The sequence below is a fragment of the Bacillus smithii genome, from assembly GCF_001050115.1.
Lineage (GTDB): Bacteria > Bacillota > Bacilli > Bacillales > DSM-4216 > Bacillus_O > Bacillus_O smithii.
Genome location: NZ_CP012024.1, coordinates 648,986 through 661,152 on the forward strand (window position 1 = coordinate 648,986; position 12,167 = coordinate 661,152).

At 40.8% G+C, this 12,167-nt stretch carries 14 protein-coding genes; 11 read left to right on the forward strand and 3 right to left on the reverse strand.

Features of this window, described 5'->3' with window-relative positions; genetic code table 11:
* The first annotated feature begins 385 nt into the window (after nucleotides 1-385).
* From BSM4216_RS03025 to BSM4216_RS03075, 11 genes are all read left to right on the forward strand, one after another.
* Nucleotides 386-1,894: a 4-hydroxyphenylacetate 3-hydroxylase family protein gene (locus BSM4216_RS03025; RefSeq protein ID WP_048622694.1), complete on the forward strand. Its 1,509-nt coding sequence runs from the start codon at nucleotides 386-388 to the stop codon at nucleotides 1,892-1,894.
* 37 nt (nucleotides 1,895-1,931) lie between these two features.
* Entirely contained in the window at nucleotides 1,932-2,411 is a 480-nt protein-coding gene (locus BSM4216_RS03030; protein ID WP_048622695.1) for a flavin reductase family protein, read from the forward strand.
* Nucleotides 2,412-2,626: 215 nt separating this feature from the next.
* Entirely contained in the window at nucleotides 2,627-3,064 is a 438-nt protein-coding gene (locus BSM4216_RS03035) for a GlcG/HbpS family heme-binding protein (protein ID WP_048622696.1), read from the forward strand.
* Between the two features lie 21 nt (nucleotides 3,065-3,085).
* Nucleotides 3,086-4,006: a catechol 2,3-dioxygenase gene (locus BSM4216_RS03040; RefSeq protein WP_048622697.1), complete on the forward strand. Its 921-nt coding sequence runs from the start codon at nucleotides 3,086-3,088 to the stop codon at nucleotides 4,004-4,006.
* A 360-nt stretch (nucleotides 4,007-4,366) separates the two neighbouring features.
* Nucleotides 4,367-4,630, forward strand: coding sequence for a 2Fe-2S iron-sulfur cluster binding domain-containing protein (locus BSM4216_RS03045; RefSeq protein ID WP_048622698.1), 264 nt, complete (start codon nucleotides 4,367-4,369; stop codon nucleotides 4,628-4,630).
* Between the two features lie 17 nt (nucleotides 4,631-4,647).
* Nucleotides 4,648-5,388 (forward strand): XylR N-terminal domain-containing protein, encoded by a 741-nt coding sequence (locus tag BSM4216_RS16640; RefSeq protein ID WP_048622699.1) that lies wholly within the window; start codon nucleotides 4,648-4,650, stop codon nucleotides 5,386-5,388.
* A 3-nt stretch (nucleotides 5,389-5,391) separates the two neighbouring features.
* Nucleotides 5,392-6,534, forward strand: a complete 1,143-nt coding sequence (locus BSM4216_RS16645) for a PucR family transcriptional regulator (RefSeq protein ID WP_061778485.1) — start codon at nucleotides 5,392-5,394, stop codon at nucleotides 6,532-6,534.
* A gap of 102 nt (nucleotides 6,535-6,636) precedes the next feature.
* Nucleotides 6,637-7,116, forward strand: a complete 480-nt coding sequence (gene rraA / locus BSM4216_RS03060) for a ribonuclease E activity regulator RraA (RefSeq protein ID WP_048624374.1) — start codon at nucleotides 6,637-6,639, stop codon at nucleotides 7,114-7,116.
* A 75-nt stretch (nucleotides 7,117-7,191) separates the two neighbouring features.
* Nucleotides 7,192-8,121, forward strand: a complete 930-nt coding sequence (locus tag BSM4216_RS03065) for an SDR family oxidoreductase (RefSeq protein WP_053083212.1) — start codon at nucleotides 7,192-7,194, stop codon at nucleotides 8,119-8,121.
* A gap of 305 nt (nucleotides 8,122-8,426) precedes the next feature.
* On the forward strand, nucleotides 8,427-9,776 hold the full coding sequence (locus BSM4216_RS03070; protein ID WP_003353856.1) for an oligosaccharide flippase family protein: 1,350 nt from the start codon (nucleotides 8,427-8,429) through the stop codon (nucleotides 9,774-9,776).
* Nucleotides 9,777-10,132: 356 nt separating this feature from the next.
* Nucleotides 10,133-10,315 (forward strand): hypothetical protein, encoded by a 183-nt coding sequence (locus tag BSM4216_RS03075; protein ID WP_048622701.1) that lies wholly within the window; start codon nucleotides 10,133-10,135, stop codon nucleotides 10,313-10,315.
* 219 nt (nucleotides 10,316-10,534) lie between these two features.
* Here BSM4216_RS03075 and BSM4216_RS03080 read toward each other — a convergent pair whose 3' ends face one another.
* The 3 genes from BSM4216_RS03080 to BSM4216_RS16855 all read right to left on the reverse strand — a co-directional run bounded on the left by BSM4216_RS03080 (nucleotide 10,535) and on the right by BSM4216_RS16855 (nucleotide 12,160).
* Nucleotides 10,535-10,939 (reverse strand): thiol-disulfide oxidoreductase DCC family protein, encoded by a 405-nt coding sequence (locus tag BSM4216_RS03080; RefSeq protein ID WP_048622702.1) that lies wholly within the window; start codon nucleotides 10,937-10,939, stop codon nucleotides 10,535-10,537.
* A gap of 265 nt (nucleotides 10,940-11,204) precedes the next feature.
* Entirely contained in the window at nucleotides 11,205-11,771 is a 567-nt protein-coding gene (locus BSM4216_RS03085) for a beta-class carbonic anhydrase (RefSeq protein ID WP_048622703.1), read from the reverse strand.
* A 212-nt stretch (nucleotides 11,772-11,983) separates the two neighbouring features.
* A complete protein-coding gene (locus BSM4216_RS16855) occupies nucleotides 11,984-12,160 on the reverse strand; it encodes a hypothetical protein (RefSeq protein ID WP_003353850.1) in 177 nt (58 codons plus the stop codon).
* Between the last annotated feature and the right edge of the window lie 7 nt (nucleotides 12,161-12,167).

The following is a 12,167-nucleotide window of genomic DNA, read 5'->3' on the forward strand; positions in this document are numbered from 1 at the left end:
GGCGAATGTAAAAATGAGGTGAGTGTTTATATAAAATGTCTTTAAATGAAAAGCTGCCGGAAAGCATGACGATGGTACAGATAAACACTTTTTTAGAAAGGTTGAAAAGGTGGGGAAGATGATGCGTTCAGTGGTCCTCCACCATTTAAATCGGGAATGGTCATGTAAGTCCTTTTGGTTTGGCGCGCTGAACGATGACCGTTATTCAATGTTAATAGAATGGAATTGATAGGAAAAAATCCTTACACGTTGCTGTTTTAAAAACGGATTTTTTTAGTCAGCAAATGCTGTTGTTTCTATTTGTTTGAATGATTAAGATGAAATCAATACCAAGTTTTCTTGGCATACGAAAAAAATGATGAAAAAACAGGAGGAGTGAATCATTATGATGAATGGAAAAGAATACATGGAAAGTCTGAGAGACAACAGAGTGGTTTATTTAAACGGAGAAAAAATTGATGATGTAACGGAACATCCTGCTTACCAAAACTCAGCCCGATCGATCGCGCGGATGTATGATGCTCTTCATGACGAAAAACAGCAGCCGATATTGACGACGGTAACCGAAGAAGGAATCCGAACCCATAAATTTTTTAAAGAACCGAAAGATGCCGATGATTTAATTGGAGCAAGGGATGCGATCGCAGAGTGGTCTAAACTGAATTATGGATTTATGGGCCGAACACCGGACTATAAAGCCTCTTTTACTGCCAATTTACGAGCGTTTGCCGACTACTATGAAGGATTTGAAGATAGCGCCCGCCACTGGTACGAAAAAACCATAAAAGAAGTTCCGTTTATTAATCATACCATTGTGAATCCTCAAGTCGATCGTTCCAAACCTCTTCATGAAAATAAGAATGTATTTGTACGTGCCGTGAAAGAGCGTGATGACGGCATTGTTGTAAGCGGTGCCAAAATGGTAGGGACAGGTGCAGCTTTAACGCACTATAATTTTGTTTCCAACTACGGTCAAGATTTGGGGGATAACGATTACAGCCATGCTCTCATATTCTTTGTGCCAATGAATGCTCCCGGAGTCAAAATGATCAGCCGCCAGTCTTACGAACTCGCAGCCAAAAAATCAGGATCGCCGTTTGACTATCCGCTTTCAAGCCGTTTCGATGAAAATGATGCTGTGATTGTGCTTGATAATGTTTTCGTCCCGTGGGAGAACGTGCTGACATACAACAATTTAAAAGTAACAAACGGATTTTTCGTTGAAACGGGATTTGTCAATCGCTTTACGTTCCAAGGGTGCACTCGCTTTGCGGTAAAACTGGATTTTATGGCCGGGCTTTTAATGAAAGCGACAGAATCTGCCGGAACAAACAAATTCAGAGGTGTACAGGCAAATATCGGAGAAGTGCTGGCATTCCGTAATATGTTTTGGGCCATTTCGACTGCGATGGCCGCCAATTGCGAACGAAAAAATGGAATTGTCGTTCCTAATTTATCGTATGGTGCCGCTTATCGTGTTCTCGCTCCAATGGTTTGGCCAAGGGTGAAACAGATTTTTGAACAGGTGGTTGCCGGAGGATTAATTCAATTGCCGTCTGGCGCCAATGACTTCTTAAATCCGGAAATCCGCCCGTATCTCGATCGTTATTATCGGGGATCAGGGATCAGCGCTGAAGAAAGAGTCAAATTATTAAAGCTGGTTTGGGATTCGATCTTAAGCGAATTTGGAGGCCGACATGAATTATATGAAATCAATTATGCCGGCAATCATGAGGCGATTCGTCTGGAAACGTTAAAAATTGCCGATGCGATCGGCAACTCTGCTAAGTTTAAATCGTTTGTCGATTCAGCGCTCAGCGACTATGATCTGAACGGTTGGGTCAATGAAACGTGGATGAATCCAAAACAAGCGGTGGAAACTAGGAATTTGTAAGTGAATCATTTTCAATTTATAGAAGGAGTGAATAGAAATGGATGATCGTTTGTTTCGCAATGCAATGGGCCAATTTGCTACCGGAGTGACGGTGGTGACGACGGAAATCGATCGGGAAATCCACGGAATGACGGCAAATGCCTTTATGTCTGTATCGCTTAACCCCAAGCTCGTGGTTATATCCATCGCAGAAAAAGCACAAATGCTTCGAAAGATCCAACAAACGAAACGGTATGCTGTGAATATTTTGGCGGAAGATCAACAATTATTGTCCATGAATTTTGCCGGCCAATTAAAAGAAAAGGCACCTGTAGAATTTGAAAGATTAGAAGATCAACCGGTAATCAAAGGGGCGGCAGCTCAAGTGGCTTGCAAAGTTGTGGATGAAGTGAAGGCGGGAGATCATATATTATTCATTGGAGAAGTGGTCGGAATAGTGGTCGAGGAGAAAGAGCCGCTGGTTTTCTGGAGTGGAAAATATCGAAAACTGGAAAATGAAATGGCGGCAAAGCGATAGGAAAGAATCTATTTCAATCGTATCTTACTTTTAAAACCAACAGAAGGATTTGAATAATCAGAAATATTTAAACAGTTTCTGCTGTTGTTTTCAAAACGATTAGACAGTAACATATAATCAAATTAATATTTTGAATATTTTTAATATTTATAATTTTTGTTCGCGATGGCTAATAGCATAAGGAACTTTGATATTCAAAAGGAAGTGGGGAAAGGATGACGGGATTTCTAGATGAAAAAAGAATCAGCAATGAACTGGCTTGGAAATTGATTCAAGCAGCGCAAAAAAAGGCAGAAGAATTACAAATTGCCGTCAATATTACGGTGGTGGATCAAGGCGGGAATCTCATCGCTTTTTCCCGCATGGATCGAGCGCCTATTTTAAGCATTAAAATCTCTCAAAATAAGGCGTATTCAGCCGCTGCGTTCGGGATTCCCACGCATGAATGGTATGAACAGATTAAAGATGAGCCGAGTTTAAAACTAGGAATCGTTCATACTGAAAATCTCGTCATTTTCGGTGGTGGATACCCTATTTGGGTAGAGGGAAAGTTGACAGGAGCGATTGGAGTGAGCGGAGGTACAGAAGAGGAAGACCGATTGTGCTGTGAAGCCGCTTTAAACTTTTTAAGAGAATCAAGTTCCGTAAAATGAAATGGGAAAGGAGAGAAAAAGATGAATGGAAATGGAATTATAAGATTAGGGAGACTGGAGCTTCGGGTTTATGATTTAGAAAAATCTGTGGATTATTATACGAATGTGATCGGTTTGGAAGTAACCGCACGAGATGAAAACCGTGTGTATTTAAAAGCATGGGACGAATATGATCATCACAGCATTATTTTGCAAAAATCGGACTCGGCCGGCATGGATCATATGGGCTTTAAGGTGAAAGATGTTTATGAACTGGAAAAACTGGAGCATAAAATCGAACAATTCGGTTGTACACTTACTCGAGTGCCAAAAGGGTCAAGAATAGCGGAAGGAGAAGCAGTCCGCTTTCAAATTCCAACCGGACACATGATGGAGCTCTACACAGATATGGAATTTGTCGGAGTCAAAACCGGTTCCGTCAATCCGGACCCGTGGCCGGAAGGTTTAAAGGGAATTGCTCCTCATCGACTGGATCATGCGCTGCTAACAGGAGATGATTTGAAAACGGCTACAAGATTCTTTACAGAGGTTCTTGAATTTAAACAAAGCGAGAGAATCATCAGCGTGGATGGAGAAGATTTAGTAGGAAGCTTTCTTTCCACGACCAATAAAGCCCATGATTTAGCTTTTGTGAAAGGGCCTGACGCCAAGTTCCACCATGCCGGATTTTATGTGGATAACTGGTATGAAGTGTTGAAAGCAGCTGATATTCTTTCGAAAAATGAAATCCAAATAGAAGTGACCCCGACTCGCCACGGAATTACTCGCGGCCAAACAGTTTACTTTTTTGACCCATCCGGTAACCGAAACGAAGCTTTTGCAAGCGGATACATGGCGTATACCGATTTTCCAACGATTACTTGGACAGAAGACAAAATCGGCACAGGCATTTTTTATCATCGCCGTGAATTGGTAGAATCGTTCAACAAAGCCTTAACTTAAGGCCGGCACTCCGATCGATGAAGAATGGCAGCGATTGATTTTCGCATAAAATGCCGAGGAAAAAGAAAACAGAATGAAAGCGCTTAAAAAATGAGAGATCCCTGATGAGGAAACCGGATGTCCATTTTATTCGGAGCTCACTATGGACGGTTGATGAATAACTGCCCGATAGTGGGCTGCTCGTTTTTTCGTCATAACTTCCTTTATCCATAAAGTAAAAAGAAGAGATTCATCATATCCGGAGCGTTGGCTAAAAAGGATCGCATGCTCGTTGATTGCGAATGATTTGAATCCATATGCGGACAATCATGTTCTGTTTAAATAGATGGAAAATCCGGAATAAAAAAGGGGTGGTAATAAATGCATCGAATTATGATTGGTGGAAAAACGTTTTTATGCCCTGAAGATAAAGATTTGCTGAAAGCGGCTCGTTCTCAAAGCGTTTATTTGCCATTTGGGTGTGCCAGCGGCGGCTGTGGTTTATGCAAAGTAAAAGTGTTAAAAGGCGACTATGAAGTCGATGTCTGCTCAAAAGACGCTTTATCTGATGAAGAACGCGAACAAGGGTATGCTCTTCTTTGCAAAACGTATGCGTACAGTCCTATAGAAGCTGAATTAGCTTAAAAAGAAGGTGGAACAGGGTGATTGTGGAAAAAACGATTTTGGAAAAATTGAAGCTGAAATTGAAGAATGATTTGCTGTATATGGGCGAAAACCGCTCCATTATCGTCACGACAAAATCTTTTAGTTCTTTAAGGAAAGATTTAATTCGAAATATCGGATTGGAAAGAATGAAAGGATTTTTTTTCCGCCACGGCTGGGAACTCGGCAAAGAAGATGCAAGAGAGTTAAAAAAATATGCTGACCATTCTTTGGAAGAGATTATACAGTATGGACCGTTTTTGCACTCGATGAAAGGGCATGTCGATGCGGAAACGCTCCATCTTCAGGTGAAAGACGAAAATGGACGGCGGGTCATTTTGATGGAGGGGATTTGGAAGAATTCTTTTGAAGCAGAGGACCATGTGCGTTTGTTTGGACCATCTAAATATCCGGTTTGTTTTACTCTAACGGGATACGCTAGCGGATATGTATCCGAAGTAGTCGGAGAAATGGTGCTTTTTAAAGAAATCAGCTGTTTAGGGACTGGAGAAAAGGAATGCCGTTGGGTGGGCAAAACGCTTTCTCACTGGGGAGAAGAAGAAAGTATGGAGATGCAACAATATTTAAATGACCCTCCCATAGTGAAAGAACTGGAACTCACATATGAAAAGCTTTTAGTAGAACGGAACCAATTAACGTTTGCAACAAAGGTTCATAATGAACTGACAAAAGAGATTATGAAAGGCAACGGGCTGGAATCGATTATTCAGAAAGTTTAGGAGTTGGTAGGAATACCTATTGTATTAGAGAACATAAGTTTCCAGACTTTGGCTTATGAAGGGCTTTCTCCGGAATCTTTGGCGATCATATCGCATGAATTTTGTCAATATGTGAAGGATCATTATCATGGCCATTCCACTATCGATTTTCATCAAACGACAAAGGTCATTCCTTTTCATCATTATTTTCGGCTTACGGCCCCCGTTTTTTTACAAGATCAAGTCTTTGGCTATTGTTCGTTTATTTTTTACGATCGCAGCCAGTATAATCCCACGATTGCGCAAATGGTGATCGAACGTGTGGCTTCTGTTTGTTCTTTAAGACTATTAAATGAAAAAACAAAATTTGAATCCTTTGAAAGATTAAAAGGATATTTTTTAGAAGAGATCATTAGCGGCCATCATCAATCGAAAGGAGATTTAATCACGAAAGGAAGCTTTATCCATCTTGATTTATCGCTCCCTTTTTATATCGGCGTGATCAAGTATAGATTTAAAAACGAACACAGCAATCTCGAACTTGAATATTATGCCAAAATAATGGAAGAAATATCTGAATTCTTTAACTTCCGCCGCTTAAATGTGTTAATCGGACAAAGAGCGAAAAGTATTGTGCTCCTTATTACGGAGGAACAATTGAAAAAAGATGATATTGAGGGACTCGTTCAGTCTTTGTTGAAATCGCTATCCAATAGGTTTATCATGATCGAATTTTATGGAGGAATCAGCACAAAAACGAAAGATATTTTATGTGCAAGAGAAGCGTATAGAGAGGCTTTGGTGGCATTGAAAACGACTACCAATCACGGCCAATTCGTTACGTTTGAATCACTTGGCGTTATCGGGCCGTTAATCAATTCCCATAACGAAGAAGAAATCAAAAAAATCGCTGTCCGATATTTAGGACAATTAATGGAAAACGATGATAAAAATGTCGAGCTAGTTCGCACTCTTTACTCTTTTTTAATAAATGGGGGGAATTTGGAACAAACGGCTGCTGATTTATCTTTATCCGTTAGCGGTTTAAGATACCGCATTCATAAAATTGAAACATTGCTTGATCAAGAACTTCGCGATCCCGTCGGCAATTTTCATCTTCTGCTGGCCATTCAAGCTCTTATGATCATGGGAGAATTAGAGATTTAATGTTTTTCTTGCTGATTGGCTTTTATTTTTTTGTCCATAAAAGGAATTTTATCAAAAATGTCGAATTATAAAGAATATTACATAATTTTAGAGGTGAGGGAAATGACATTTAAAACAGCCGATCTTTGGGATGAGTTCAATGAAGAGCTGCAAGCATGCAAATTGGCCTTTCATTCTTATGGCAAAAAAAAGCGTTTTTCAGGCCCGATCGCAACGGTAAAGGTATTTGAGGATAATGTTTTAGTGAAGGAAGCGCTTCAATCCGTTCCGAAAGGGAGTGTACTCGTAGTGGACGGGGGTGGCTCTCGGAACTGTGCTTTGTTGGGAGACCGCTTAGGTGAAATTGCCCAAAATCGTGAGCTTGCGGGTGTGATCATTAATGGCTGCGCGCGGGATACCGCCGATCTTGCCGAACTAGAAATTGGGGTTCTTGCAATAGGAAGCATTCCGGTGAAAAGTAAAAAAGAAGGAAAAGGGGAACGGGATATTGTTCTTCATTTCGGGGAAGTAGAATGGGTTCCAGGTCATTATGTGTATGCTGACGAAGATGGAGTAGTATTGTCTCCACGTCCGCTTGTATAAGGCTTCTTTTGGCGGTCACTCTTTTTCCGGTCGGTCATAAACTAAGATAACAGCCTATGGAATGGGGGATTGATGATGATGTACGGACATCCCTATGATCGCCGACTATTCAGTCCAGAAACGGATTGGAGAAGGAATAAGGGTGAAATATTCGGTATTCCGCCACAGCATCAGCCGATTCAGCCTGGCGTCGAATCGCTTATGATTCCGCGGCCAACGGTAGATGATCCGGATTATAGAGGAAGCGGGAAATTAAAGAATAAGACGGTGGTTGTCACCGGAGGCGACAGCGGAATCGGAGCGGCTGCGGCCATTGCGTTTGGAAAAGAAGGAGCGGATGTAGTCATCGCCTATTATGCTGAATATGAAAACGAAGACGCATTTCGTACAAAAAGAAAAATCGAAGAGTCCGGACGTCGCTGTCTTTTGATTCCGGGAGATTTGAAAAATGAAAGGCATTGCCGCGAAGTAATCGGTAAAGCGGTTGATGCGTTTGGAAAACTTGATATTTTAGTCAATAACCATGCTGTTCAATTTCCGCAGAATAGCCTTCTTGATATAACGTCGGAACAATGGGATTTGACGTTTAAAACAAATATTTATTCTTTTTTTTATTTAACAAAAGCGGCGCTGTATTATTTGAAAAGAGGAAGCTCCATTATCAATACAGCCTCTGTGGTTGCGTATGAAGGAAACGATCTTTTGCTGGATTATACGGCTTCAAAAGGAGCGATTGTAGGATTTACACGGGCCCTTGCCAAAAATTTAGTTCGAAAAGGGATTAGAGTGAATGCGGTTGCTCCCGGACCAATTTGGACACCGTTGATCCCTTCCAGCTACTCGGCGGAATATGTGGCGACCAAATTTGGAAAAGACACGACGATGGGTCGACCTGGCCAGCCTTTTGAATTAGCGCCCGCTTACGTCTTTTTGGCATCCGATGATTCCAGTTATGTGACAGGTCAAGTGGTCCATGTCAATGGCGGTATTATAACGGGATCATAAACCTTTACTGTGAAACAAAACTGAAGAAAGTGGGAAGTCCGCTGAAATGCGGGCTTTCTTTTTTGTGTATTAGACATCAGGAAGATTATCCGTTTGTTTTTTATACACTTTCACACCAAAGAGTAGCAGTTGGTTCAAAAATAGAACCATTTGTGAATATTCGATTTCATATGTATTAAAAGCGAAAGGGGCCACTACACAACTTTCTTCGGATCATAGATTGATAGATTTTGGACAGCTGTTCTTTTTTTCTATTTGCGGTCATATGTTCAATAGTGGACAGGGGTTAGAGAAGGAGAGGACGTATGACTTCATTTTTTAAAGGAACATTGATCCTGGCAGTGACAGCATTTTTTGGGGAGACGCTTGAATTTTTAACGAATATGGTGTTGACAAAAGAACTTGGTGAAATTGGGATGGGGAAATACATGGCGATTTTGCCTTCCGTATTTCTTTTTGTCGTAATTGCCAGCTTAGAACTGCCTGTTTCTGTTTCCAAATATATTGCGGAACTACAGAGGGAGTATCATAGGAGTACTCTCCAGCATGCCATGAGACTGGCGACGGTTACCACCAGTGTTTTAATGCTGTCCGCTGTGATTGTTTTTACGTTTTTTCCCGTTTTTCACGGTTACCATCCGATGATTCGTTGGCTGACGCTTATTCTCATTCCCGTTATTTCCTTTACTTCTGTTGCAAGAGGATATTTCATGGGAATACAGCAAATGAGAAAGATTGCGTTCGCCAATTTTGTGCGAAAGTTTTTTCAGCTGCTATTGCTGGTCGTTGTATACCGCTTTTTTGATTTTGATCGGGAAACATCGATATTAGTAGCGCTGGGAACATTGATAGCCAGTGAAATAGTGGTGTTTTTATATCTTATGCGTGCCTATGTTCTCTACATGAGGCAGATGAAAAATATTCCTTATAAAGAAATGGCGAGAAAAACCGTTACCAAAAAGTTATTGGGAATTTCATTGCCGACTACGGGGATGCGCATTTTTAATTCGGTGATTAATGCCATTCAGCCTTTTCTCATTTCATATGCTTTAATGTTGGGAGGTGTTGAAGAGAAAACGGCTACGGCACAATTCGGTATGGTGGCTGGAGTTGCGTCGACGATCGGTTTTTTTCCCGCTTTTATCGCTCATTCTTTGCTCGTCATGCTCGTTCCGACTGTTTCCGAAGCATATACTAGAGGGGAAATCGGCAAATTGCAAGGACTATTGAAACATGTTATTGTCATCACTATGCTGTACGGATTGGCTGTATCGTTTGTTTTGTATTTTTACGGCGGAGCGTTAACGAAACTATTTGGCACTTCTTTGCTGGCTTATTACTACTTGCAGTTGATGATCCCTTATTTTTTATTTTTTTATTTGGCGATCCCTATGCAGGCTTTTTTAATTGGCATGAATTTAGTGAAAGACGCATTTTATCATTCGGTATGGTCAACACTCATTTCCAATTTATTTATTTTTTGGCTTGGATCAAACAGTCACTTGCAGATGGCCGGAGTCATTATCGGCATGAATATTGAAGCAGTATTGCTTGCTTTTCTTCATTACACCACCATATATAAAAAGCTGCACATTTCTTTTTCAAAAAAGCAAAGTTCTCTTTCCGAAATGAACTGGGGCAACAGAAGAGCCTAGCTGTTTGTTGGGCAAAAAATCGATTGAAAACAAGCTTGATCTACCTCGTTTTCTGTCTTCCGTGTAAGGAATGTTTTCATCATTTTTCCTAAACGGTTGGCCTTTTGCATAGATGGGTGGATCCTGTTGACAGAATAGGATTCAATCAATTTCTGATTTTGTGGTTTTCTCATGAGAAGTTGAAAGGAATTCCTGAATGAAATCGATTTGGTTCTGGAAAACAAGAACAAGGAAAGCCGAGTTTGGTATTAATAAAAATGAAATCGGCTTCCCGTTTAGTTTCTTCACATACTTTTTATGTTTCTTGATGATTCAGGAATTTTATCTATGCGTGAAGCATCACTGGAGTTGAGCACTTGGCGGAGTTCATGGAACAGAAAGCTGCCGAAAAAGCCGATGAAAATGACGATAAAGCCAATGACCGTAAACCACATAAACGCCATGCCGCGTCGCTCCTTTCGAAAGATAATGGGGGGATATCTAACGTTATTTTACATGAATTTCCTGCCGGTTTGGGATTGAAAATTATTTTCGATTAGTTACTAAAAATAAAAAGAATGTTTTCAAAGCACTCATTTTGGATTCGGCTGGGGTAACAAGAAAAGCATTGAAAAAGGAATGATAAATATTTAGGAGAAACGTCAACCTATAGCGGATGGTTCTTTTGGGGAAAAGTCCTATTAAACATTCCTAATGGTTTAGGGCAATAAAACGCCGATTCGAAATACTACCGACATGAAGAGATGGGGGAGGTTTATTTAAGCGTCTCCTTTAGAGGGTTTTTCGCAAACGTCGCCATGGCAAAGCGAATCTGGGACGATTTTTCTTTTTTTGGCGATCTTTTTGTATGCCCATTCGCCTAATCCGCTAGCCTTCAGAATATAGAAAAATGGAAGAAATAACCATAAAGATGGCGTTCTTTTGGCCATTAGCCAAAATGCGTCAAACCCTTTTACATATCGAAAATCGTTTTTCAGCCGAGCATGCATTTCTGTCGCCAGTTTATCAAGCGCAATATGTTCCTGTTGATAATGATCGCGAAAGGACCGAAATTCGATTAACGAGAACCAATCAAGTTTGGACCATTTATCGGCAACACCAGTGCAAAGTCCGCACCAGCCGTCGTACAATACGACGATTTTCCAGCGGTCTTTCAAAACCATGAGGATCGCTCTCCTTCAATTGATAGCTGTCCTTGGATTTCCATAAACACAATGTCTCCAAACATGGAGCTGATTGATTAAGACTTTTTCTTGAGCTTCTTTCTCTTTAGGATAACATATTTTGGTGAACAAATGGATCGAAATGGTTGATCTGTAAGAGAGCAGCTTGAATCCTAAACAGCCGGAGAAAGATCCCCGACTGCCAACCATTTATTTTGAAAAACGCTGAGGCAAATGGTTATTCGAATAAAAGAGCTGCTTCTGTTCAAACATTTTCGTAGCCGTTAATAATCAAATCTAGTTTTCCTGTCGATGGATCAATGGCTAGTCCGTGAACAGGAATATCATTTGCAAACAACGGGTGCCGTTTAATCATATGTACGCTTTCCGATACGCTTTTTTCTACGCTTTCAAACCCGTTCAACCAGTGATCAAGATCGATTCCAGCGTGTTTTAATGTCGAGAACGTTTCTTCTTTAATGCCGCGTTCTTTCATATCCGCCAAGATGGTTTTGCTTTTTAATGCACCCATTCCACAATCGTAATGGCCGATCACGAATACTTCATCCGCTTGCAGTTCGTAAACAGCTACTAGTAAGCTTTTCATGACCATTCCGAAAGGTTCGTCTACAAGAGCGCCGGCACTGCGCACCATTTTGACATCGCCGTTTTTTATGTTCAGCGCTTTCGGAAGCAGTTCTACTAAACGTGTATCCATACAAGTTAAAATGACGCACCGCTTATTTGGGAATTTGGATGTTTCGTATTTTTTGTATTCTTTATTTTCAACAAACTTCTCGTTAAATGATAGAATGTCATCCAATAATGACATAATGAACCCCTCCCGGTTATGATTTGATACTCTTTTATTTTAGCGGAAATAAAAAGGAATGAATAGTTTTCGTGAATGAACGGGAAAAAAGGGGGGAATGTTCCTAAGGTAGGGAAGCGGAAAAGAAGTTTTGGGTTTGTGAAAAGGAAAGACGAATATGCGGCCATGTTCATTAAGAAAACAGCTCCGGAAACTACCGGAAGCTGTTTCTTTTACAAATTTTCATTTTGCTGGCCGATTTCTGATCTGCCGATTAGTTCATTGGCAGCTTCTTGATCCGAATGCTCATTGACGGAGTCTCCCGGAGCGTATTCATTAATATCAGAATGGATGCCATATGCCGGCTGTTTAGGGATAAGAGGATGATCCTTGCGCTTGCCTTTCGCCATTTATTCC